General features: G+C 46.4%; 19 protein-coding genes and 2 tRNA genes. 19 read left to right on the top strand and 2 right to left on the bottom strand.

What is annotated here, in order from left to right; genetic code table 11:
• Positions 1-126: 126 nt before the first annotated feature.
• From TPET_RS00635 to nagA (TPET_RS00580), 12 genes are all read left to right on the top strand, one after another.
• The gene (locus tag TPET_RS00635; RefSeq protein ID WP_011942825.1) at positions 127-1,701 is read left to right on the top strand and encodes a CTP synthase; all 1,575 of its coding nucleotides are present in this window, start codon (positions 127-129) and stop codon (positions 1,699-1,701) included.
• Positions 1,698-2,399: a PHP domain-containing protein gene (locus TPET_RS00630; RefSeq protein WP_011942824.1), complete on the top strand. Its 702-nt coding sequence runs from the start codon at positions 1,698-1,700 to the stop codon at positions 2,397-2,399. Before TPET_RS00635 ends, TPET_RS00630 begins: the two co-directional genes overlap by 4 nt.
• A gap of 4 nt (positions 2,400-2,403) precedes the next feature.
• Positions 2,404-3,327 (top strand): glycosyltransferase family 4 protein, encoded by a 924-nt coding sequence (locus TPET_RS00625; protein WP_011942823.1) that lies wholly within the window; start codon positions 2,404-2,406, stop codon positions 3,325-3,327.
• A 16-nt stretch (positions 3,328-3,343) separates the two neighbouring features.
• Entirely contained in the window at positions 3,344-6,541 is a 3,198-nt protein-coding gene (locus TPET_RS00620) for an O-antigen ligase family protein (protein ID WP_011942822.1), read from the top strand.
• A 160-nt stretch (positions 6,542-6,701) separates the two neighbouring features.
• Positions 6,702-7,349 (top strand): peroxiredoxin, encoded by a 648-nt coding sequence (locus tag TPET_RS00615; protein ID WP_011942821.1) that lies wholly within the window; start codon positions 6,702-6,704, stop codon positions 7,347-7,349.
• A gap of 181 nt (positions 7,350-7,530) precedes the next feature.
• Complete coding sequence (locus TPET_RS00610; protein ID WP_011942820.1) at positions 7,531-8,583, top strand: ROK family transcriptional regulator; 1,053 nt, start codon at positions 7,531-7,533, stop codon at positions 8,581-8,583.
• Positions 8,584-8,590: 7 nt separating this feature from the next.
• On the top strand, positions 8,591-9,994 hold the full coding sequence (gene nagA / locus TPET_RS00605) for a beta-N-acetylglucosaminidase (RefSeq protein WP_011942819.1): 1,404 nt from the start codon (positions 8,591-8,593) through the stop codon (positions 9,992-9,994).
• Complete coding sequence (locus tag TPET_RS00600; protein WP_004080852.1) at positions 9,991-11,253, top strand: ABC transporter substrate-binding protein; 1,263 nt, start codon at positions 9,991-9,993, stop codon at positions 11,251-11,253. The genes nagA (TPET_RS00605) and TPET_RS00600 overlap by 4 nt, the downstream gene beginning before the upstream one ends.
• 49 nt (positions 11,254-11,302) lie before the next feature.
• Complete coding sequence (locus TPET_RS00595) at positions 11,303-12,205, top strand: carbohydrate ABC transporter permease (RefSeq protein ID WP_004080851.1); 903 nt, start codon at positions 11,303-11,305, stop codon at positions 12,203-12,205.
• Positions 12,198-13,013 carry a carbohydrate ABC transporter permease gene (locus TPET_RS00590; protein WP_011942818.1) on the top strand — a complete coding sequence of 272 codons (816 nt, stop codon included), beginning with the start codon at positions 12,198-12,200 and terminating at the stop codon, positions 13,011-13,013. Before TPET_RS00595 ends, TPET_RS00590 begins: the two co-directional genes overlap by 8 nt.
• A gap of 13 nt (positions 13,014-13,026) precedes the next feature.
• The gene (locus TPET_RS00585) at positions 13,027-14,019 is read left to right on the top strand and encodes an SIS domain-containing protein (RefSeq protein WP_011942817.1); all 993 of its coding nucleotides are present in this window, start codon (positions 13,027-13,029) and stop codon (positions 14,017-14,019) included.
• A 10-nt stretch (positions 14,020-14,029) separates the two neighbouring features.
• Complete coding sequence (gene nagA, locus TPET_RS00580) at positions 14,030-15,124, top strand: N-acetylglucosamine-6-phosphate deacetylase (RefSeq protein WP_011942816.1); 1,095 nt, start codon at positions 14,030-14,032, stop codon at positions 15,122-15,124.
• Between the two features lie 5 nt (positions 15,125-15,129).
• On the opposite strand, the gene TPET_RS00575 is transcribed toward nagA (TPET_RS00580), so the two are convergent.
• Both TPET_RS00575 and TPET_RS00570 read right to left on the bottom strand, forming a co-directional pair.
• Positions 15,130-16,524 carry an MATE family efflux transporter gene (locus tag TPET_RS00575; protein ID WP_011942815.1) on the bottom strand — a complete coding sequence of 465 codons (1,395 nt, stop codon included), beginning with the start codon at positions 16,522-16,524 and terminating at the stop codon, positions 15,130-15,132.
• A 208-nt stretch (positions 16,525-16,732) separates the two neighbouring features.
• Positions 16,733-17,314, bottom strand: coding sequence for a 3-keto-disaccharide hydrolase (locus TPET_RS00570; RefSeq protein WP_235231245.1), 582 nt, complete (start codon positions 17,312-17,314; stop codon positions 16,733-16,735).
• 344 nt (positions 17,315-17,658) lie between these two features.
• Here TPET_RS00570 and TPET_RS00565 point away from each other — a divergent pair, with 344 nt between their 5' ends.
• The 7 genes from TPET_RS00565 to TPET_RS00535 all read left to right on the top strand — a co-directional run bounded on the left by TPET_RS00565 (position 17,659) and on the right by TPET_RS00535 (position 23,614).
• Entirely contained in the window at positions 17,659-18,087 is a 429-nt protein-coding gene (locus TPET_RS00565) for a MarR family winged helix-turn-helix transcriptional regulator (protein ID WP_011942813.1), read from the top strand.
• A gap of 1 nt (position 18,088) precedes the next feature.
• Positions 18,089-20,113 carry an efflux RND transporter permease subunit gene (locus TPET_RS00560; protein WP_011942812.1) on the top strand — a complete coding sequence of 675 codons (2,025 nt, stop codon included), beginning with the start codon at positions 18,089-18,091 and terminating at the stop codon, positions 20,111-20,113.
• Between the two features lie 43 nt (positions 20,114-20,156).
• Positions 20,157-20,243 (top strand) — tRNA-Leu (locus TPET_RS00555).
• A 47-nt stretch (positions 20,244-20,290) separates the two neighbouring features.
• Entirely contained in the window at positions 20,291-21,022 is a 732-nt protein-coding gene (locus tag TPET_RS00550) for a WecB/TagA/CpsF family glycosyltransferase (protein ID WP_011942811.1), read from the top strand.
• A 51-nt stretch (positions 21,023-21,073) separates the two neighbouring features.
• Positions 21,074-22,273: a uracil-xanthine permease family protein gene (locus TPET_RS00545; protein ID WP_004080841.1), complete on the top strand. Its 1,200-nt coding sequence runs from the start codon at positions 21,074-21,076 to the stop codon at positions 22,271-22,273.
• A gap of 38 nt (positions 22,274-22,311) precedes the next feature.
• Entirely contained in the window at positions 22,312-23,499 is a 1,188-nt protein-coding gene (locus TPET_RS00540) for an iron-containing alcohol dehydrogenase (protein ID WP_011942810.1), read from the top strand.
• 26 nt (positions 23,500-23,525) lie between these two features.
• Positions 23,526-23,614 (top strand) — tRNA-Ser (locus TPET_RS00535).
• Positions 23,615-23,640: the final 26 nt, after the last annotated feature.

The following is a 23,640-nucleotide window of genomic DNA, read 5'->3' as shown; positions in this document are numbered from 1 at the left end:
CAAAAAAATCTGGCATGATTATACCATAATCTCACATCGGGTTACAATCCCGATGTGCTCTCATGTTAAGGAAATGAGAAATTTACTCTCCAGGTGATAACATATTGAGGAGAAGGAGGGAATAGGATGAAGAAATACGTGATCGTGACGGGAGGAGTCCTCAGCGGTATTGGGAAGGGAATATTCTCGGCTTCCTTAGCGAGGTTGATGAAAGAACACGGTGTCGATGTGAACGTGTTGAAAATCGATCCTTATCTCAACGTGGACGCTGGTACCATGAATCCCAACCAGCACGGAGAAGTCTTCGTCACCGAAGACGGTTACGAAGCGGATCTGGATCTCGGTCACTACGAGAGATTCCTTGGAAGAGACATGACGAGGCAGAACAACATGACGGCAGGGCAGGTGTACCTTCGCGTCATAGAGAAAGAAAGACAGGGAAAATACCTTGGGAACACCGTTCAGATCGTGCCGCATCTCACCGAGGAGATAAAAGACAGAATAAGGGCGCTCGAGGCGGAACTCCTCGTGGTTGAGATAGGAGGTACCGTTGGAGACATCGAGGGGGAAGTCTTTCTGGAGGCTGTGAGAGAACTCCAGATGGAAGAAGGAAAGGAAAACTTCCTTTTCGCTCACGTCACGTACGTTCCTTACCTTCGAACGACCAACGAGTTCAAGACGAAACCCACTCAACAATCCGTTCAACTTCTGAGAAGAATAGGGATCACACCGGATATGGTCATCGTGAGGAGCGAGTTTCCCCTTGATGTTCCCAGTATGAACAAGGTGGCCCTTTTCTCCGGTGTTCCACGCGATTTTGTGATAAACCTGCCCGATACGAAGAACGTGTATGAAGTTCCAGAAATACTGAGAGATATGGGTTTGCACGAGAAGATTGCTTCCAAATTGAACGTTGAGCTGAAAAAATCCACGTTCAACTGGTCCTATCCCAAAGCTTTCAAACCCTACAGGATAGCGCTCGTTGGAAAATATCTTGGAACAGACGACGCGTACAAAAGCATCATAGAGTCGGTCTTTCTGACAGGAATAGAAAAGCCCACCGTGGTGGACAGTCAGATGCTCGAAGACATGAACGACGAAGAAGTGAAGAGAGTGCTCGACGAATACGATGCCCTCATCATACCCGGTGGATTTGGAAGAAGAGGTGTAGAAGGCAAGATAAAAGCTATAAAGTACGCACGTGAAAACAAGAAGCCCATACTTGGAATATGTCTCGGTATGCAGCTCATGGTCATAGAGTTCGCACGCAACGTATTTGGCTACAAAGAGGCCAATTCCACCGAGTTCGATCCGAACACACCTTATCCTGTTGTGGATCTCATGGAGGAGCAGAAGAGAATATTGAAGCTCGGTGGTACGATGAGGCTTGGAGCCCAAAAGGTGAAAATTTTTCCAAAAACGAAACTCTACGAAGTTTACGGCGGAGTTGAGGAAGTTTCCGAAAGGCACAGGCACAGATACGAAGCCAATGAGGAGGCGTTTCCAGAGCTGTTCAAAAAACCGGGAGAAGAGGGGTACAAGCTCGTCGTGTCTGCGAAATCCGACTTCATAGAGGCTGTTGAGCTTGAAGATCATCCTTTCTTTGTTGGTGTTCAGTTTCATCCCGAGTACAAGAGCAAAGTGGGAGCACCGCACCCGATTTTTGTCTATTTGAGAAAAGTCCTGGAGGGATCACAATGATAGACATGCACCTTCACTCCACGTTTTCCTACGACGGAAAGGCAGAAATAGACGGCATAATCTCTCAAGTGCAGAAGCTCGGCATCGAACATTTCTGTATCACAGATCACTACGAATACGAAAACGGAGAACTCGTTCACGATTTCAACGTTGAAGAGTACTTTCTCACCATGGAGAAATACGATCTTCCGAAGGGAGCGGAGATCAGCTGGGATGGTGTGGGAGAGGCGATTTTTCCCGAGGGTTTCGACTACCTTCTTCTTGGGATACATCGGTACGATGAGAACCTTCCACCGGATGAGCTCGCAAGAGACTATCTTGAGCGAACGCTCTTTGTGATGGAAAGGGTGAAATTCCACACACTTGCACACCTGGACTATCCGGCAAGATACGCGAAGGCAGATTTCAAAGCGAACAGAGATTTGATAGAAAAGATTCTGGTGTTCCTCGTGAAAAACGAAAGGGTCCTTGAAATCAACACCGCTGGTCTCTTCAAGCACGGGAAACCCAACCCGGACTACTGGATAGTGGAGATGTATTACGACCTCGGTGGGAGAGTCGTAACGATCGGCTCGGACGCACACGAATCGCAACATATAGGTCGAGGAATAGAAGAAGTCATGAAAGAACTCAAAAAGTTCGATTTCGAGTACCTCGTCGTCGATGGGAAAAAACTCGTCACCGTGAAACCGAGGTGAAGGAATGGCTTTTCTTTTGAGTTTTCTTTTGAGTCTGTTCGGTGTCTGGTTCTTCGGAAGAATTGCGAAAAGACTGAACATCGTGGACAGGCCGGATGGTGTTCTGAAGCCTCACGGGAGAGAAACACCTTACCTGGGTGGGCTGGGAATATTTGTGGGGGTCCTTCCGTTCTTGTGGAACGACACGGTGGTTCTTCTTTCGGCATCGATCGCTCTTGCTCTGGGATTGATGGATGATCTGTTCTCTATTTCTCCCTTTTCAAGGTTGATCGCAGAATTCGGCATTTCGCTTCTGCTCGTGTGGCGATTCATCGGCCTCGACAATTTACTGGTTTCCGCTTTCTGGTTGTTCTTTGTCGTTGTTCTCATAAATTCCGTGAACATGATGGACGGTATGGATGGGCTCTGTGGAAGTCTTGTGGCTCTGTCGGCGCTCTCCTATTTCTTTCTGGTTAGAGGCGTGTTCTTCGAAAACCTATCTCTCTCCCTTCTCGGTGCATCTCTTGGCTATCTTGTTTTCAATTTTCCACCCGCGAGGATCTTCATGGGCGATGCGGGAAGTTATCTGATGGCTGTTTTGCTATCCGCGATCGTTCTTTCCCAGAATCGATTTGCCTCTTTCGATACATTCCTCACGATGATTTTTCCTCTCTGGATCTTCTTTTTGGATTTTCTGGCGAGTGTTCTGAGGAGGTACAGGAACAAAAAATCGATCTTCAGAGGAGACAGGGATCACATGTACGACAAGCTTTCCCGAAGATTCGGGGTGAAAAGAGCTCTCTTCATCATGATAGCAACGCACGCTGTGTTCTGTGGGTTCAGCTTTGGAGCTCTGGGAAATATCGTAATGAGTGGTGTGACGCTCGTTTTAGCCGTTGTGTTTTCTTTTGTTCTCATCAAAGGCCTCAGGCTTCTTCATTACGATTGAGCAGGAGGGAAAACTTATGGAGATTCTGTTTTACATCATGTACGTTGTCGTTGCCCTTTTCTCGTCCAGGAAACTCACGTACGAGTTCAGCGTTCCAAAGTACGCTTTGATCACGGTGTTTCTGAGCGTCATGTTCTTCATGATCCTGATGAAGATTCTCAGGAAGGAGAAACTGGAAATCAGATTCAACATGGCCCACGTGGCTTTTTTTGCCTTCGCTATCTCCGCTCTTTTATCTACGATAAATGTCTATCGCGATAATCCTGTCTATTTCAGATATTCCTTTGACATAGCGATCTACGTTCTTCTCATGTTCTTCACATCGATCTTCATCTCGAACTTCTTTGTTACAAAGGAGAGAATAAGGAGATTCCTCACAGTCAGTGTGGCTCTTGCGGGATTCATAGCTTTCGACGCGCTTTTGAACTTCTACGGCGGTGTCGATGTTTTTCTTGGAAGTGTGGGGAGTCCCTTTTCGAGGGCAACCGTGAAGGCGACCATAGGAAACGTGAACTTCGTTTCGAACTTTCTCTCCCTGAACCTTCCGCTCGCTATCTATCTCATAGCGTCAGCCGATTTCAAAAGAAAAGAAGCGTCCGTAATCAAAGTGATAGCTTCAGTTTCTGCGCTTCTCATAGTTTCGGGAATACTGGTGTCTCAGACGAGATCGCTGTACGTTGCGAACATCATCTCCCTCTGTATTTTCTCTGTGTTCTACATGATCTTCAGAAAAAAGAAGGTTTCGAAAGAGACAGACAGAGAAGTTCTGAGTATGAGTAAAGCTCTCACGACTTTCGTTCTGATCGCTTCGATCGTCCTCGTTGTTCTCTACAATCTTCCCACTCCTCTGAACGGTTACGGAATGGTATCTCCCGCAGGAAGAATTCAGGCGGTTGCCGAGGTGAGTTCCTGGCACGAGAGGCTTCTGTCCTGGTTCTCATCGATATACCAGTGGAGAACACACAAGATTCTCGGTACCGGAATCGGAACGTATCAGATTCTCACGATAAACTACATGGGAGATGTTATAGAAGACCACCCGATTCTGATGTACGGCTGGAACAACTTCAAGAGAACGCACAACGATTACCTTCAGGTTCTTGGAGAAATGGGAATTGTCGGATTTGTTTCCGTCGTCTTTCTCGCTCTGTCGCTTGGGATACTGTTCTTCAAAATAATTCGAAGGATCACGGTACGGGATGATCTCTTGCTCTTTCTGACACTTGCCAGTTCTTTCATCACGTTCATGATGCACAGCGCGTTCAGCTTTCCGGCGCATCTACTTCCAAACGGTTTTCTTGTGATGACAATTGCTTCCATAGCGGTTGGTGGGTACTTCTACGACGGAAGGAAAGTGGAGATTCAACGAAAGAAGGTCGTTGTGTTTGGAACGATCGTTCTTCTGGTTGGTGTCGTTTCCGCTTACTTGAAATGGAACTACTTCATTTCTGAAGTTTATTTCAAATGGGGAAATTCTGCCTATCTTTCTATAAGGAAAGTGGAAGAAGACATGGCCAAACTGGACAACTACGAACAGCAGGTAAAGACAGCCATGGAAGAGCTGAGCTCTCTGAGTGGACGTTACAGTTACCTGAAATCCGACGAATTCAAGAAGTTCGTTGAAAGTCAGAACCTTCCGGTGAAGCCTTCTAACCTGGAGATAGAAAGATTGAGGCTCGAGACCATTCAAAAAGAAAGGCAGAAGTTGCAGAACGCTCTTCAGCAGATAGCATCTTATAGGAATCAACTCACGAATCAAAAAATAGAACTCTACAGGAAAGCGAAAGAGTACTTCTTGAAATCCGTTCAAGTGAACAAAACGTACGGAAGATCTTATTTCTACCTTGCATCGCTTGCAACAAGCGAGTACCGAATCGACGAATTGAAAGCGAAGCTGAAGACAAAAGAGGATTACAATGCGTTTTTTGAACAGAACTTTGATGATTACCAGAAGGTGGTCTTTTCGGATGTGAAGAAGACTGATCTGACGTTTCTTGAGAACGCGAGTCTTTCCACGATCAACGATCTGGGAGAGGACAATCTCATCACCGCTCAGGTCCTCCTCGATTCCGTTTCTCTGTACCTTTCCTCTTTGAAGTCTTTCAACGAGAGAAACACATACAGAGGCCTTGCAACAAGGTATGTAGGGCTTCACCAGATCATGAAGATTTTGTTCTCGAAAGCCCAGGACGATCTGATACAGAAAGCCTTCGCTGAGTTGACATCAAGGTATTTCGATAGTTTCACGAATTACGCGAAGCTCACGGTGAAGATTCTTCCGGGTGCGTGGAACAGATTTCCCGACTGGAAACACTACGATCTCAGGAAAGCCGTTGCGGGGCAGGATATCTACAGATATTTCGCTACGAAAGCTGCGGAAGCTCAACCGCTCACCGTTCAGAAGAACAGAGAGTTTCTATTCTACCTTGCTAAAAAAGAAATCTGGGCAGTTGAAAGCATGAGCAAAGCGGGTGTCTGGGGAGTTCCAGATGGTGTTCTCGATTTTCTGCATGCGATGCCTTTCGAATACGTCTCTTCAAACAATCGTCAGGAGGCCTTGTTCGTATCCGAAGACGTCCTGAAGATTTACAATGAGAGCTACAGAAACGCAAAAGAATCCATATCGCTGTACGAAAGTAGAGCAGAAAAGACATTTGAAAGCGTTCTGGAGGAACTGAAGGAATACCTCGAAAGTAATCTGGGAAAAGAGTACGCGAATCAATTCGAAAAACTCTTCAAGGACCTTTTTGAAAGCTTCAAGAATCTGAACTGGCTGTCCATCAACGTTCAGGAAATGAACAAATTCATATCAGAGAAGAACTACACGTACAAGTTGAATCCATGGGCAGAACTTCTCGTAGAAAGGATGAAAAACTTCGAAAGCTATATGAAGCAAAAAAATGTTGAAGCTTCCAGAATCAGCGAAGTGCTTTCCAGGATCTACAACGATCTGTACGAACTCAGAGATGTTCTTGTTTTCGAAAGATACATAAGATTCCTCGAACACTACAGGCTCATTCTGAACGATGCAAGGAACTTCTTGAGAACTCTGGAAAAAGCCTACAGCGTAGCTTCTGATGAGGAGTGGAAGATGATACTGGAAGACTGGAGCGTGAACCTCTGGAACGATGAAAAGTTCGAAACAAAAGATCAAGTGATGGAACGATTGAAGAAATCAGAAGAATTTTTGAAAACGATAGAAGAAAGCTTGTAGAGACGGGGAGAGATTCTCCCCGTTTTTTGTTCTCTGTTTGAAATCCTTAATGATTCGAATTTGATACAGAACAGAAAAATTCAAGAAACACAATACGTGTATTATTGAGAATGGATATCAAATTAGAATCATTTTAAAAATTTACGAGGAGGTGTTTTGTATGGAAGGAAGAATTCCTCTCATAGGTGAAGAGTTCCCAAGATTGGAAGTGAAGACCACTCATGGAAAAAAGATTCTTCCGGACGACTTCAGGGGAAAGTGGTTCGTTCTCTTCAGCCATCCGGCTGATTTCACTCCGGTGTGTACCACCGAGTTCGTTGCGTTTCAGAAGAGGTACGATGAGTTCAAAAAACTCAACACGGAACTCATAGGTCTCAGCATCGACCAGGTTTTTTCACACATCAAGTGGATCGAGTGGATCAAGGAAAAACTGGGAGTCGAAATCGAATTTCCTGTCATAGCAGATGACTTAGGAGAAGTTTCCAGAAGGCTCGGATTGATTCATCCCAGCAAGGGAACAAACACAGTGAGGGCCGTTTTCATAGTCGATCCGAACGGAATCATAAGGGCCATCGTCTACTACCCGCAGGAAGTTGGAAGAAACATCGATGAAATTCTCAGAGCGGTGAGAGCTCTTCAGACGTCAGATGAAAAAGGAGTTGCCATTCCTGCCAACTGGCCAAGCAACGAGCTCATAAACGATTCTGTGATCGTTCCTCCGGCAAGCAGTGTGGAAGAAGCAAGAGAGAGACTGGAATCGAAAGATTTCGAGTGCTACGACTGGTGGTTCTGCTACAAAAAGGTATAACAGAAAATAAAAACAAGAAAGCGGGTGGCTCCTTCTGGAGCCACCTTTTCGTTTTTCCCTCCTTAAATTCCTCCATCAGTTAACGAAATGAAACTGTAACTTGACAAAGCGTGACCTATTGGTTGACAATAATTTATGAAGTTGTTTGCAGCATGCAACTAACTGATGGGAGGGACCCCTTTTGAATATTTCACCCACTCAACACAAGATTCTCAAACTTCTCATAGAAAACGAAAAGATATCGATGAGAGAAATCAGTGAAAAGCTTTCTGTGAACATGTCCACCGTGTCCAGGAATTTTCGTTCTCTGCTGGAATCGGGTTTTGCTCTGAAGGTCGAAGAAGCATCTCCTGGTTCCTCGGGAGGTAGAAAAACCGCTCTCTATACGGCAAACCCGAATAAGTTCTTCGTTCTGGGGATTGGAGTTGAGCAGAACAGGTTGATCGGTGTTGTGATCGATGCGAAGGGAAACGAGGTTGAAAAAAGTGAAATACACAGAAACTTTCGTGGAGATGAGATCGTAAACGCTCTTGTTGATTGTGTTATGGCTTTTAAAGAAAGCTATCCGAGTACAGTGGGAATTTCCATCGGTATGCCTGGAATCATAAAAGAAAACAAGGTGATCTTTTCTTCGGCCCTCGGTATTGAAGATCTCGATCTTGGAGGAATTCTCTCCAGGGAATTTGGAACAGAGATTTTCGTTCTTAACGACGCAAACGCGGCAGTTGTGGGATACGGTTTTCAAAAGAAAAATGTAGTTTATTTTCTGATCTCTGTTCCTTACTATCTGAACCAGCCGGTGGGTGTTGGAGCGGGACTCTGGCTGGAAGGAAGCCTGTACCAGGGTTCCAACGGTGCCGCGGGTGAATTCGAAATTGACATCCTGCCGCCCATTCTGTCTGAACCAGCCACACTCGATGAAGTAGATTTGAAAAACCTTTCTTCCGATTCACTCTTGAAGCTTCTTTCGAAGCTTTCGGAGGTTGCTTCTTTCGTTAGCTATCTTTTAGATCCCGAAACCGTGATTTTTGGTGGAGACATAACGTTGTTTTCCCATGAGTTTCATAGTGAGCTGGCAAAGAACGTTCAGGACCGCCTTGAAAAAAGACACATCTCTGACGTTGAGGTTCTCTTCGATGAAAGAGGTCTCTGGACGGTCGCCTTCGGTGCAGCAAAAGCCTTCTGGAAAAGGATTCTGGAAGACTACGAGTTCGCCGGCAAGATTCTGAAATGAAGGAGTGGTGGACGTGGATCTTGGAAAGCTGTTCTTCTGCGGTTTCAACGACTTCAACGAAGAAGTCAAGGAAATAATCAGAAAATACAGACCGGCCGGTATTTTGATCTATCCAGGAGTTCTTTCGAAAGAGTACCTTCTAATGGATTTCATGAGTTTTCTATCGAAGGAAGGAGATTTTCTCGTCAGTTCCGATCACGAGGGTGGCCAGCTTGAGGTGTTGAAATACGTTCCCTCGTCTCCGGGAAATCTTGCCTTTGGGAAAAACTCACCAGATGTGACTTACAGATATTCCAAGATCGCAGGAAAGATCATGGAGATTGTGGGGTTCAACATGGTTTTTGCTCCTGTTCTGGATCTTCTTTCTGAGGAAAGCTCTTCGGTGATCGACATGAGAAGCTACGGCTCAGATCCCAAAATCGTAGCCGAGCACGGGGCAAAAGCCTGTGAAGGTTATCTGGAAGGTGGAGTTATGCCCTGCATCAAGCACTTTCCAGGTCACGGAAGAGCAAGAGAAGACTCTCACCTCACCCTTCCTGTGGTCGATGCACCCTTTGAAAAACTCTGGGAAGAGGATCTTCTGCCGTTCAGAAAGGTGCTGGAAAGGGAGAAAAAGGTCACGGTCATGACGGCCCACGTCAGATACTCTTCGATAGACAGTCTCCCGGCTACTCTTTCGGAGAAGATCATAACGGACGTTCTCAGAAAAAAGATCGGTTTCGACGGTCTTGTGATCAGTGACGCTATGGAAATGAGCGCTGTGTCGAACAATTTCTCTGTTGAAGAGATTGTGAGTCTCTTTCTGAACGCGGGAGGAAACATGATCCTTCTCGGTGATTACAGAAATCTTCCGGTTTACTATGAAACGCTGGTGAAACTCCTCGAGGATGGAAAGGTCCAGAAGGACAAAGTGGAGCGCTCCATAAGGATGGTGGAAAAATATCTTGCTTTTGCGAAGAAAAACAGCGGTGTTGGTTTCCTCGCCGATTCTTCGGCAAAGGCTGTGGAATTCCTCGGTTTTGAAAAGATAGATCATACCAGTGAAGTGACTCTTCTCGTTCCTTCCAGTGAGAATCTGAGTCAGGCAGACACCACGGGGGGCGATTACGATCAGATTCCAGAGATCGTTTCCAGATTTTTCGAAGTCGAGAATGTTGTTCGATACACCGTAGAAGACGGTCCCGAGTTCGTTGAAGGTGATTTGATCTTCGATTTTGTAGCCGACATACCGAACGAAAAGGCTTTGAAAGCCCATCTGAGCCTTCCGGCAGAAAAGACCGTTTACTTCGTTCTGAGAAATCCGTTCGATGTCAGGTATTTCGAGGGAAGAAAGATAGTCGTCACAAGATCGACGAAACCCATTTCTATCTATAAATCCTTAGAACATTTTTTAGGGAGGTGTGATTCATGAGGAAGTTTTTGGTCATTCTCATGGTAGTTCTTCTCGCAGTTCTGGCACTGTCCAAAACCAAGATAGTCTTCTGGACCATGTCGTTGAAACCGACCTTCACAGATTTCATTCAGGGAATCATCGACAGGTATGAAGAGTTGAACCCGGATGTTGAAATCGTCTGGGAAGATGTTCCATGGGACGTTCTCCAGCAGAAGCTTCTTGCGGCCTTCTCTTCTGGAAATCCACCCGATGTTGTGAACCTGAACGCTCAGTGGACCATCGAATTCGCTCAGAAGAAAGTCCTGTTCCCCTTGAACGATTTGCTACCCGAAGAAGTTATCAACCAGTACTTCGACAACATGATCAAAGGACTCACTTGGAAAGACGGAATTTATGGAATTCCCTGGTACACAGCTGTGGACGTGATATTCTACAACAAAGAGATCTTCGAAAAAGCTGGACTGGATCCGAAGTATCCACCTCGAACCTGGGATGAAATACTCCTCTACTCAGTTTTGATCAAGGAAAAAACGGGAAAATACGGTGCTCTTCCTACGATCTTCCAAGATCCCTCTGCGATCTTCAACTGGGACGGATTGAATCTCTACACGGTGGATGAAAACAACAGAATAAAAGAAGTGCTCTTCGACAGACCGGAATACGCTCACACTCTCAACAAATGGGCCACTCTCTACAAACAGAAGTACATCCCGAGTGAAATCGTCCAGGGTGGAGAATGGACGAGAGCAACAGAACTCTATCAGGCTGGAGAACTCGCCATGTTGATCACTGGTGTTCAGTTCGCGGACAGAGTGAAATGGAACGCTCCGGAAATATACGAAAAATCCGATGTTGCTCCTATTCCAGCTCCAAAACCGGGTGTGAGAATGAGTGGATGGTACTCAACTCTGAACGTAGTCAGAGGATCCAAGAATCCTAAGGAAGCCGCTAAATTCGCAGCGTTCGTTGCAAACCTCGAGAACCAGATCGCATTCTGTAAGCTCGTGACCATATTCCCGACTCTCAAAGCAGCGGTGAACGATCCGTGGTTCTCAAAAGACGATGGAACGCTCGCTGCCAAAGCCAGGATCATGGGAGCCAAGTATCTTGAGAACATCACGTTCTACAACGATGACATACCATTCAGAAAAGAAGCGTTCGACAGACTGAAGGATGCCATTATTCAGGTGTTCCTTGGACAGAAAGATCCCGAAACGGCGCTCAAAGAGACCGCGAAGTACTGGAGATATCTCATTCAGACTCAGCAATCGAAATAAAAAAGATGGGGAGGGGTGTGTCCCCCTCCCTTTCGAAAGGAGAGAGAGAATGCCAGGAAGGTACTACAAGAGTCTGAGAAAAAAACAGCTTCTTCTTGCATTCTTCTTCATAACGATCCCAACTCTCCTCATGGTGCTTTTCATATATTATCCTCTCGTGTTCGGTATCAAAATATCCTTTTACCAGTACGACATAGTGGGAGAATCTCTTTATATTGGACTGAAAAACTACGTCGATCTGCTTCGCGATCCTTTATTCTGGAACGCCTTCAAAAACAGTCTTTTGTACCTGCTTGTTGTACCTCCGCTCCAGCTCATTTCTATACTGCTTGCGGTCCTGCTCGACAGGGCCATAAGGGGTAGGAATCTTTTCAGAACTCTCATCTTTCTTCCAGTGGTTACTCCCATCACCATCGCTGCGATCACATGGCAGTGGATGTACAGAGAAAAAGGATTCATCAACTTTCTTCTCCAATCACTTCATATTATAGACGAGCCGATTGCTTTCCTCTCGGATCCCAAGATAGCTCTCTTCGCTATCATGTTTGTCACCATGTGGAAGGGCTTCGGTTACTACATGGTCATATATCTGGCGGGGCTCCAGAGCATCCCCAGGGAATTGATAGAAGCTGCCAGGGTTGACGGTGCGAAACCTTCTCAAGTCTTTTTCAAGGTGACGATTCCCCTTCTGAAACCGTACATCTTGTTTTGCTCAACCATGTCGTCCATAGCGGCTTTGAACGTCTTCGGAGAGATTTACGCTATGACAAAGGGTGGACCGGTTCACGCAACGGAAACAATGGGAATTTTCATATACAATCGAGCTTTTGAATATCTCCAGTTCGGGTACTCGAACGCTGCCGCTGTTCTGTTCAGCTTCGTTGTGATTGCATTTTCGCTTTTGAACTTCTATCTGTTCAGGGAAGGAGGTTTGAAGAGCTATTATGCCTAAGATCAGAAAGATCTTGACTTATGTGGTCCTTGTTCTTTTTTCGATTCTTTCAGTGTGGCCGTTTTACTGGATTGCAAAGACCTCTTTCGAGGCAGGGGGCAACGTGTACAAGTATCCACCGAGTCTCATTCCGTACCCGGCAACCTTTTCAAACTACGTTGGGGCATGGAAAACGGTGAAGCTTGGAAATTACTATCTGAACACGATTATAATAGCGGGTTTTGGCACACTTTTGAACGTGCTTTTCTCGCTGATGGTGGCCTATCCTCTCGCCAGAATAGACTTCAAAGGGAAACAGCTGGTGCTCTTTCTGATTCTTCTTCCAATGATGATTCCAGTTCAGAACACCCTGATAGTCAACTACCTCACCCTCAGAAAGCTCAGTCTTCTGAACACCTACACCGGGGTGATTCTCCCCCAGGCTGTTACGATCTTCGGTATATTCATGATGAGACAGGCTTATTTGAGTGTTCCGAAGAGCTTCGAAGACGCTGCAAGGATAGATGGTGCCGGAGAACTCTACATATGGTGGAGGATAATCACACCTCTGATAAAACCAGATATTGCCACTCTCGTTGTGTTCCAGGTGATCACCTGGTGGGACAATTTCCTGTGGCCTCTCATAGTTCTGTCCGATTCCAACAAGTATCCTCTCTCTGTGGCACTCGTTTATCTGAACAGCACTTTTCAGGTGAATTTCAGATACACCGCAGCCGGAATCGTTCTGGCAATACTTCCTGTTGTGGTACTGTTCATCTTCGCTCAGAGGTACATAATAAACGCTATTGCCGGTGGCGTGAAATACTGAAGGAGGGAAGATTATGAGCAAAACGCTGAAAGAGATCACAGACCAGAAAAACGAGTTGAAGGAGTTCTTTGGGAATTTTGTTCTGAATCTGGAAAAAACGGAAATATTCAGTGAAATACAGAAGAATCTGACCGATGAAGTGCTCTTTGTGGGATGTGGGAGTTCGTACAACCTCGCTCTCACCATCTCCAATTATTTTGAGAGAGTGTTAAAGATAAGAACGAAGGCGATTCCAGCAGGTGAAGTGGCTTTCCAGAAGGTTCCAGATCTCAAGGAGGAAGGACTGGCCTTTCTTTTCTCGAGAACCGGGAACACAACGGAGGTACTTCTCGCAAACGATGTTCTGAGGAAACGAAACTACAGAACAGTAGGGATCACTATAGAAGAAGAATCGAGACTCGCAAAAGAGAGTGATCTTCCACTCGTGTTTCCCGTACGAGAAGAAGCGATCGTGATGACGAAGTCTTTCAGTATGATCCTGCTCTCTTTGATGTTTCTTGCGGACAAGATAGCCGGAAATTCAACGGAGAGGTTCTCAGAACTCGTTGGGTATTCGCCCGAGTTCTTCGATATCTCCTGGAAAGTGATTGAAAAGATCGATCTGAAAGAACACGATCACTTCGTGTTTCTTGGCATGTCAGAGTTTTTTGGAGTTAGCCTTGAATCGGCTTTAAAATGTATCGAGATGTCGCTCACTTTCTCGGAGGCGTATTCAACGCTTGAATACAGACACGGTCCAAAGGCTCTGGTGAAAAAAGGCACCCTCGTTTTCATGCAAAAAGTGTCGGGAATGGATGAACAGGAGAAGCGCTTGAGAAAAGAACTCGAGTCACTCGGTGCCACCGTTCTGGAAGTAGGGGAAGGTGGAGATATCCCGGTGAGCAACGACTGGAGATCTGCCTTTTTGAGAACTGTTCCCGCTCAGATTCTCGGGTACCAGAAGGCGATTTCCCGGGGTATCTCACCAGACAAGCCACCTCATTTGGAAAAGACCGTTGTTCTGTGAGGTGCATTCTATGATTGTTGAGAAAGTTCTGATCGTTGATCCCATCGATGGAGAGTTCACCGGGGACGTGGAGATAGAAGAGGGAAAGATCGTGAAAGTTGAGAAGAGAGAATGCATTCCACGGGGTGTTCTCATGCCCGGGTTTGTTGATCCGCACATCCACGGTGTGGTGGGTGCAGACACCATGAACTGCGACTTCTCTGAAATGGAAGAATTTCTCTACTCTCAGGGAGTCACCACGTTCCTTGCCACAACTGTTTCCACTTCGCTCGAAAAAATGAAAGAAATTCTGGAGAAGGCAAGAGAATACATCCTTGAAAACCCGTCAACATCGCTGCTGGGCGTTCATCTGGAAGGACCGTACATCTCCAAAGAAAAGAAAGGGGCGCACTCAGAAGGACACATAAGACCACCTTCAGAAGAAGAACTGAGGGAAATCGATTCTCCGGTGAAGATGCTCACCTTCGCACCTGAGATAGAAAGCTCCGAACTTCTTTTGAAACTTGTGGAAAGAGACATCGTTCTCTCTGCGGGACACTCCATTGCAACTTTTGAGGAGTTCATGAAATTCTACAAAGAGGGTGTCAAGAGAATCACACATTTTCCGAACGGATTGAAGCCTCTTCATCACAGAGAGATAGGAATCACGGGGGCGGGACTTTTGTTGGACGATGTGAAGCTGGAGCTCATCTGCGACGGGGTGCATCTTTCTAAGGAGATGGTGAAACTCGTCTACAAAGTGAAAAAAGCGGATGGAATCGTTCTGGTCACAGATTCTATATCCGTGGCGGGTCTCAAAGATGGAACGACCACCCTGGGAGATCTCGTGGTGAAGGTGGAAGGCGGTGTTCCGAGGTTGGAAGATGGTACACTCGCGGGAAGCACGCTCCTTTTCTCGCAGGCCGTGAAGAACTTCAGAAAGTTCACGGGGTGTTCCCTTACAGAACTTGCAAAAGTGTCCTCGTACAACAGCTGTGTTGAACTGGGACTGGATGACAGAGGAAGAATAGCCGAAGGAACGAGGGCGGATCTTGTTCTCCTCGATGAAGATTTGAACGTTGTGATGACGATCAAAGAGGGTGAGGTAGTTTTTCGATCCAGATGAATGAATTATCCCAACTCTTTCACTCTCTCCCGTGTGAGGACGGCTCTCTTTTCCCACTTGCCGGAGAGGAAGAAGAGGAGCTTCAGTGTACTTCGAAAGATGATGTCTGCGATCATTCCGATCCAGGCACCGAGAAGCCCAAGCTGGAAGTACTTCACCATCACGAAGGCGACGGGAAGCCTCACGGTCCAGATGGAGATGAAGGTGATGATCATCGGTGGAAGGGTGTTTCCCGTCCCCCTGAGGGCACCGTTCATGGTTGAATCTATTGCGAGGAAAAATTGGAAGAGTCCAATTATCTTGACGGGGAGTTTTGAGATCTCTATTATCTGTGGATCACTGGTGAAGATGCGTATCAGTGGCTCTGGAAAAAGAAAGATTATAATACCAACCGTCACCTGAAACAGAAGACTCAGGATCCATCCCTGTCGAATGACTCCAAGAACGTGTTCCTTGTTTCCCATTCCGTTGTACCTTCCAACCAGTGTGGTGATAGCGACCGAGATTCCAAACGCGGGCATGAAAGATAGAGACTCGACGTTTATACCTATTCTGTGTCCAGCGTACGCTTCAGCTCCTGCGATGAGCAGGATGTTCGCAAACATCAAAACACCTGTGGAAAAAACGAAGTTCTCTATGGCAGTTGGAAATCCAACACGGAGAATTTCTTTTTGACTGGACCACTTGGGAGGAACAAACCCTTTTCTGAGCTGGAACTCCTCTCTTTTGAATATCACGTACGTGAGGATCGCTGCTCCCACAAATCTTGAGAGGATCGTCGCAACTGCTGCTCCTCTGACCCCCATCTCCGGGAATCCGAACTTTCCAAAGATCATGGCGTAATCGAGGAAGATGTTCAGAAAGTTCGTGAGACCAGTGACGATCATCGGCGTTTTTGTGTCACCAGCACCCCTGAGTATCGCAGAGAACACGGCCATGATGGAAAAGCCCATGGAACCGGAAAGGATGACTTTCAGATACTCCTTCGCGGATGATTCTATTTCTCCTTCCAGATTCGGAAAGATGTTTATCAGTACATCGGAGAGCGGTGTGAGGGCGGTGAGAATAACACCCGTGAATATGGCGAGAAAGACACTGTTCCAGGCAAGGGACCTCACAGCTTTCCTGTTGCCCGCTCCGATGGCGTTCGCTATCGTGACGGTGGCTCCCATACTGGCGGCGATCAGAACGACCTGAACCACCCAGAATACCTGGTTGGAGAGTCCCACACCGCTCATCGCTTTCCATGAGTAATGTCCCAAAAAGGCGGTGTCTGCCATTCCAAAGAGCATCTGGAGCACGTTTTCTCCCATGGCAGGGAGTGCTAATTTTATGAGTTCTTTTCTGATCCCTGGTACTTCTTCCTTTGGAAGGTAACTCTTCAAGAGTGAATATTTCATCTTCATCACCGGTATCTATTTTACACCTGATGGTTCGGAAAGTGAACTATTTGGTGAGATGATCAGATAGTTGAAGGACTCTCTGAAGATACACAGAGAGTCTCACGTTTTCTGGAACAAGTGGTGGGTGAAATGACAGCTGGATTTCACTTCAGGAAGATGATGAAATGGATGAAAAGAAACAAATATGAAGAAACTCTACATTCATTTATTCAATGAGAGTTTCAACCCTTACATTGTCGTAGAAAGCTGTATCCTCAGCTCTTGCAAACCCAATTCCTCCAGGGAATACATCCGGATCTTGAACATCTATAATTTTCTTTCCATCCAGATACACCTTTATGTTCTGTCCGTTGACCACCAACTTTAGGTAGTGCCACACGTCCTCACTGGCTTTAACACTTGTGTTCTCAGCAATCTTCATATCGATACTCCCCGCAAATTTGTGCAGTGAAGCACCAAAGAGATTGATGTTAACATAGAACCCCTTTTTTGCATCATCGGATAACCTGAATAGAACTATCCCGTCTGCAAGAATTCCGTTGAGCCTCAGGTTACACTCGAGGATAAAATTTGTCCACTCCCCAGGTGTGAAGATTCCCTGATTTCCCTCCACTCTCAATATCTTTCCGATAGTTTTATCAGGTTGGACTCCTTCTTCAACGTGAGGACTTTCTTCCAAGACTTTCCAGGGACCGAACGGAGCAACCTGGCCCTGACCATAGGATTCGAAATCTTCAAAGAAATCCTCTGTTCCGGTTGGTTTCACCACTTTGAATCCAAGATCCACCTTAGGTGTTTCCACCTTCACCTCCGGGAAAGGCACAGGTACTTGAACCCTCGATTCACAGCTGGTTCCCATAGTGAAAAGCAGGATTGCGGCTATCGAAAGAGACAAGAAAATTTTCTTCATCTTAATCCCCCCTTTTGAAAGATGTTCTCTTGGAATTATACCAAAAGTTCAATTAGTGCGCAAGTTTATGAAAGAATTTACAAATCTTGCAAAAATCTTTGTCTTAACTAATTAACATCCAAAAACGAGTCCTTTCCCTTTGTTGATTTTGGAAACGAACCATTTGGTAAAATAATTGAACTGTTCTATAATTGAACTGTCAAAAAATGGGAGGTGAAGACATGGATGCTCTGGAGATATTCAAAACACTCTTTTCGCTGGTGATGAGGTTTTCCAGTTATCTTCCATCGAACGAAGAGATCTCTGACATGAAAACAACGGAGCTCTACGCGTTCCTCTACGTGGCTCTCTTCGGTCCAAAAAAGATGAAGGAGATAGCGGAGTTTCTTTCCACAACGAAGAGCAACGTAACGAACGTGGTGGATTCTCTGGAGAAAAGAGGCCTGGTCGTCAGAGAGATGGACCCTGTTGATAGAAGAACGTACCGGGTGGTCTTGACCGAAAAGGGAAAGAAAATCTTCGAAGAGATTCTTTCGAACTTCGAAAGTCTTTTGAAAAGTGTTCTTGAGAAATTTTCCGAGGAAGATCTCAAAGTGGTGAGCGAAGGATTCAATCGAATGGTGGAAGCCTTGTCGAGGGAGGGAAGGTAGCATGAGAAGGTACTTCTTCACCACAATATACGTGGTGCTGGTTTTCCTTTCGTTCCTTGTTGTTTTTTCTCTTGGAAAGATAGAGACCGGTCCTGAGGTGTTCCTTCCGGGTTACAATGGAGATCCTGAAAAGACCACGAACGAAAACGTGAAGAACCTCTTTCGTGTGAACAGGGAGTTCGGCGGAAGTTCCTCGATTGTGATCGTTGTCGAAGGTGATAAGAACTTCTTCGAAGACGCAAGGGCTCTGTACGAACTCCACGAGGCTCTGGAAAAAAGAGAAGACATCTCGAGTGTTATGAGTCCCGTGAACCTTCCAAGGTTTTCTGGTTTCAGAATGGACTATTACTTCAAAGATGGGAAAATTTCAAACGACGTTTTGAATGACCCGAACGCGAAGAGTTTCATCACAGAAGATGGGAAGTACGCGCTTTTGAACGTGATATTCAAAGAAGGTGTCAACGCAAGGGACAAAATACCCGAGATAAAAAGTCTCGTGTCCGGCTACTTCGAGAAAAATTACCTGTTTGGTGAACCAGTGATAGACAGCGCTCTTTTCAAAGAGCTGGTGAGGCAGACTTTCGTTTATCCTATTTTCATGTTTCTTGTGATCTTTCTTCTCTTCTACTACCAGCTGAGATCCTTCAGAGCAGCGCTCTTTTCTTTGATGGTTCCTGTGCTGTCCACGTTTTTTGTGTTCGCTGTGTTTTTCGCTATGGGAAAGAGCCTCAACACCATGACCGTGATGACCATCACCTTTCTCCTCATCATCGGCTCTGCGTACGGGCTTCACTTCTACAACGCGCTGTTCAGGTTCAGTGAAAAAAAAGAGGCGGTAAAACACATCTTCAAACCCATACTTTTTTCGATGCTCACCACCGCAGCGGGATTCATGTCTTTCGTCTTCATCGATATAAGGGCGTTCAGAGAACTCGGAATTCTGGTTTCTTCCGGACTCGCTGTTGTGGTTCTTGTGATATTCACATCCGGTGTGGAGATCTTCAGAAACTACACTCCAAAGAGAACTCCAAGGAGCTTTGGAATGAAGTACGTGGGAAGAAAGATCGCTTTGATCGTTCTCGTTGTTTTCCTGGTGATGGCGGCTCTTTCACCGTTTCTGCTCAAAAGAGTACAGGTGGGTTCAGATATGGTGTCCTATTTTGAGAGGGATTCCGAACTCAGAAAAGCTTACGACCTCATCGTGGAAAAGTTCAACACGAGAGAGCCGATCTATCTGGTGCTGGAGAAAACTGTTCCATTCGTTGGAACGGATTCCAAGACCTTGAAAGAGCTAATCGAAAAGATAGAAAAGAGCGAGTACGTCTCCAGTGTGGTGTTTCCTGTGGATATTCCCGTTCCGATAATGTACGCGCTCTCCAGAACGAACCCGTTTCTCAAGACCTTCATCGGAGATAGAAACAGGATAAGGTTGATCGTCAATCTCACACCGGAAGGATACGAACATGTGAAAAAAGTGGTAGATCTGATCAACAAAGTGATGAGCGAAACGGGCTGGTCACACTATGTGGCGGGATCCGTTCTGATCTGGGACGATATCAACGAAAGCATCATGAAATCACAGATACAGAGCATCGTCATTGCTTCAGTTCTGATCTTTGCCATGGTCTTCATCATATTCCGAAGACCGCTCACCACACTCAGTGTGATGGTTCCAATCGCTTTCACGACGGTGTTCAACTTCCTGTTCATGGCCCTCTTTGGGATCAGTCTGGATGTGTCAACATCGATCACCTCCGGTATTCTCATGGGTCTTGTGATAGATTATTCCATTCACATTGCTTCGGAAGAGAAGAGGCTGAGAGATCCGTACCTTGTGGTCAAGAACGTGGGACCATCTGTTCTCACAAACGCGCTGGGATTGATCTCGGGATTCGCCGTTCTTCTCTTCTCTGAACTCGCACTCTTTAAAAACATATCTCTGCTTATGATGCTCGGAATAGGTGTTGGGGCCGTTTTCACGCTGATCGTCCAGCCGATGATACTGGAAAAGAGGGAAAACTCTTGACGCTCGCGGAAGAAGGTGCTAAACTATCTGAACGGAGAGGAGTGCCGAGGTGGCGGAACTGGCAGACGCGCATGACTCAGGATCATGTGGGGGTTTCCCCGTGCGGGTTCAAGTCCCGCCCTCGGCACCAGCAGAAAGCGGAGGTCTTCCCTCCGCTTTTTTTTGGAGGAAAACGGGGTGAAAGAGATCGAACTTTTCGGAACGAAAGTTCTATCGGGGACAAGGCGGGAATTCCTGAACGCGATCGAGGAGAGGATAGAGAAAGACATTAAAACCTTCGTTGTCACCATGAACGCTTCGATTCTTTTGAAAGCCATAGAAGATGCAGGATATAGAGCTATCGTGAACTCTGCGGACCTCGTTGTACCCGATGGTTTCGGTGTTGTCTGGGCTATGAAAACTCTCACAGGGGAGACGACTGAAAGGTTGCCTGGAATAGAGATCATGAAACACCTCTGTGAAAGATCGAAAGAAAAAGGCTGGAAGGTGTATCTTCTCGGAACGAAAAGGGAAATCGTTGAGAAGGCAAAACAAGTACTGGAGAGATCGGGTGTGAGAGTTGTGGGCTGTCACGACGGTTTCTTCTCCGAAAAAGAATCACCGAAAATCGTTGAAGATATAAACAGAAGTTCAACCGATCTTCTCTTTGTCGGGATGGGTGTTCCCCGTCAGGAGGAGTGGATATATAGGAACTTTCCACAGCTGAACGTGAAGCTCGCCATGGGTGTTGGAGGATCCATAGACGTCGTATCGGGCAAAAAGAAACGCGCACCGGAATGGGTTCAGAGGATGAACCTGGAGTGGCTTTACAGGTTTTTCCAGTCTCCTTTGAGTAAAAGAAAGGTACCGGTGCAGGTTTCAAAGTTCGTCTTTTTCGTTTTGAGAGAAAAATTGAAAAACAGAAACTGAAGGCTCTTTGATTCAAAGAGCCTTTATTTTTAAATGTCAGGAGGTGTTCCCATGGAGTTCGAAGGAGCGGTTACCAAGGTCAGTGGATGGAGATGGTTCCTGCTGGCACTTCAGCACTTCGTTGCCATGTTCGGTGCCACCGTTCTGGTCCCTCTCATCACGGGGCTCGATCCTCTTGTAGCGCTTCTCACCGCGGGAATCGGCACGCTCATCTTCCATTTTGTAACAGGCGGGATTGTACCAGTCTTTCTTGGGTCGAGCTTTGCCTTCATCGCTCCTATTCTGGCAGTGAAAGAGATCTACGGAGATCTCGCCTACGCGACGGGCGGAATATTCGTAGCGGGTCTGTTCTATGTTTTGTACGCTTTGATAGTGAAGGCAGTTGGTCCGGAAAAGGTGAAAAAGATTCTCCCTCCCGTTGTCACCGGAAGTATGATCATGGTGATAGGGCTCACGCTCAGCCCCGTTGCCATCCAGATGGCATCGAGTGATTGGCCGCTTGCCCTCATCGTCATAGCCACTGTCGTTTTCGTTTCAACCATGACGAGAGGCTTCTTCAGCATGGTTCCAGTGATCACAGGAGTCGTTGTTGGATACGTAGCAGGACTCTTCATGGGAAAGATCGATACCAGTGTGATAGTGAGCACACCTCTCTTCAGTGTACCAAAAGTAATGCTTCCGAAGTTCGACTACGGAGCGATATTCATGATCGTCCCGGTGACCCTCGCTACCTTCATGGAACATCTTGGAGATATCACCACTAACGGGGCGGTTGTCGGTAAGAATTTCTTCGACAAGCCCGGTCTTCACAGAACACTCCTCGGTGATGGACTCGCAACGGCTGTGGCCGGTCTTCTTGGAGGTCCTGCGAACACCACTTACAGTGAAAACACGGGAGTGCTGGCCCTCACGAGGGTGTACGATCCTTCCGTTCTCAGAGGAGCAGCCCTTGTGGCCATATTCGCCGCCTTCGTGTCGAAGTTCGGTGCGATCCTTCAAACGATCCCTCAGGCAGTGATGGGTGGAGTGAGTCTCATCCTCTTCGGTATGATCACTTCCGTAGGTGTGAGAACCATGGTGAACGCAGAGGTGGATTTCTCTAAGCCAAGAAACCTCATGATCACCGCTTTGATGCTCACTGTTGGTATCGGTGGAGCTGTTTTGAAAGTAGGAAGGGTGGAGCTGAAAGGAATAGGGCTTGCCGCCCTCGTCGGTATCTTCCTGAATCTGATCCTTCCAGATAGAGATTGAGCCATCATGATACAATCGAAATGAGGAGGTGGTAATCGATGAAGAACTTCGTCTTCCACAATCCCACGAAGATCGTCTTTGGAAGAGGAACGATTCCAAAAATAGGAGAAGAGATAAAGAACGCGGGAATCAGAAAGATGCTGTTCCTATACGGTGGTGGATCGATAAAGAAAAATGGCGTTTATGATCAGGTTGTCGATTCACTGAAAAAGCACGGAATAGAGTGGGTAGAAGTATCTGGTGTCAAGCCGAATCCAGTCCTTTCCAAGGTCCACGAAGCCGTCGAGGTGGCGAAAAAAGAAAAGGTGGAGGCTGTTCTTGGTGTTGGTGGAGGAAGCGTTGTGGATTCTGCAAAAGCAGTAGCGGCTGGTGCCCTATACGAGGGCGACATATGGGATGCTTTTATCGGTAAATACCAGATCGAGAAAGCCCTTCCTATTTTCGATGTGCTAACAATTTCGGCTACGGGAACGGAGATGAACGGTAATGCTGTGATAACGAACGAGAAAACGAAGGAAAAATATGGAGTGAGTTCGAAGGCTCTCTATCCAAAAGTATCCATAATCGATCCTTCTGTTCAATTCACTCTTCCAAAAGAACAAACAGTTTATGGAGCGGTGGATGCGATCTCACACATCCTCGAGTACTATTTCGATGGGAGCAGTCCTGAGATCTCCAACGAAATAGCGGAAGGTACTATCAGAACGATCATGAAAATGACAGAAAGATTGATAGAAAAACCGGATGACTACGAAGCAAGGGCAAATCTCGCGTGGTCTGCAACGATCGCTCTCAATGGAACGATGGCAGTCGGAAGAAGGGGCGGAGAGTGGGCTTGTCACAGGATCGAGCACTCCCTCAGCGCTCTTTACGATATTGCACACGGAGCGGGTCTCGCCATTGTGTTTCCGGCGTGGATGAAGTATGTGTACAGAAAGAATCCTGCGCAGTTCGAAAGGTTTGCGAAAAAAATCTTCGGATTTGAGGGTGAGGGAGAGGAACTGATTCTGAAAGGGATAGAAGCTTTCAAAAACTGGCTGAAGAAGGTAGGAGCTCCTGTGTCCCTCAAAGATGCGGGAATCCCAGAAGAAGACATAGACAAGATCGTGGACAACGTCATGCTTCTTGTGGAAAAGAATCTGAAACCTAAAGGAGCGAGTTTGGGAAGAATAATGGTGCTCGAAAGAGAAGACGTTCGTGAAATATTGAAATTAGCGGCGAAATGAAATAAAATATGAAGATGGAAGGACGCGGAGGCGTGTCCGAACTGGCTAAGGAGCCGGTCTCGAAAACCGGTGGGCCGTGAGGCCCTTGTGGGTTCGAGTCCCACCGCCTCCGCCATTTTTTTGTATAACAGAACAGGGGGT

The organism is Thermotoga petrophila RKU-1 (genome assembly GCF_000016785.1).
Lineage (GTDB): Bacteria > Thermotogota > Thermotogae > Thermotogales > Thermotogaceae > Thermotoga > Thermotoga petrophila.
Note: the sequence above shows the minus strand (reverse complement) of the source record. Positions and strands in the feature narration are given on the sequence as shown.

What these genes read in the sequence shown, in the direction of transcription:
- TPET_RS00585 (WP_011942817.1), top strand. Translation starts at nt 13,027, where the DNA reads ATGAGCAAAACGCTGAAAGAGATCACAGACCAGAAAAACGAGTTGAAG.
- TPET_RS00545 (WP_004080841.1), top strand. Translation starts at nt 21,074, where the DNA reads ATGGAGTTCGAAGGAGCGGTTACCAAGGTCAGTGGATGGAGATGGTTC.
- TPET_RS00620 (WP_011942822.1), top strand. Translation starts at nt 3,344, where the DNA reads ATGGAGATTCTGTTTTACATCATGTACGTTGTCGTTGCCCTTTTCTCG.
- TPET_RS00625 (WP_011942823.1), top strand. Translation starts at nt 2,404, where the DNA reads ATGGCTTTTCTTTTGAGTTTTCTTTTGAGTCTGTTCGGTGTCTGGTTC.
- TPET_RS00565 (WP_011942813.1), top strand. Translation starts at nt 17,659, where the DNA reads ATGGATGCTCTGGAGATATTCAAAACACTCTTTTCGCTGGTGATGAGG.
- TPET_RS00590 (WP_011942818.1), top strand. Translation starts at nt 12,198, where the DNA reads ATGCCTAAGATCAGAAAGATCTTGACTTATGTGGTCCTTGTTCTTTTT.
- TPET_RS00560 (WP_011942812.1), top strand. Translation starts at nt 18,089, where the DNA reads ATGAGAAGGTACTTCTTCACCACAATATACGTGGTGCTGGTTTTCCTT.
- TPET_RS00595 (WP_004080851.1), top strand. Translation starts at nt 11,303, where the DNA reads ATGCCAGGAAGGTACTACAAGAGTCTGAGAAAAAAACAGCTTCTTCTT.
- TPET_RS00615 (WP_011942821.1), top strand. Translation starts at nt 6,702, where the DNA reads ATGGAAGGAAGAATTCCTCTCATAGGTGAAGAGTTCCCAAGATTGGAA.
- TPET_RS00540 (WP_011942810.1), top strand. Translation starts at nt 22,312, where the DNA reads ATGAAGAACTTCGTCTTCCACAATCCCACGAAGATCGTCTTTGGAAGA.
- nagA (WP_011942816.1), top strand. Translation starts at nt 14,030, where the DNA reads ATGATTGTTGAGAAAGTTCTGATCGTTGATCCCATCGATGGAGAGTTC.
- TPET_RS00630 (WP_011942824.1), top strand. Translation starts at nt 1,698, where the DNA reads ATGATAGACATGCACCTTCACTCCACGTTTTCCTACGACGGAAAGGCA.
- TPET_RS00575 (WP_011942815.1), bottom strand. Translation starts at nt 16,524, where the DNA reads ATGAAATATTCACTCTTGAAGAGTTACCTTCCAAAGGAAGAAGTACCA.
- TPET_RS00635 (WP_011942825.1), top strand. Translation starts at nt 127, where the DNA reads ATGAAGAAATACGTGATCGTGACGGGAGGAGTCCTCAGCGGTATTGGG.
- TPET_RS00600 (WP_004080852.1), top strand. Translation starts at nt 9,991, where the DNA reads ATGAGGAAGTTTTTGGTCATTCTCATGGTAGTTCTTCTCGCAGTTCTG.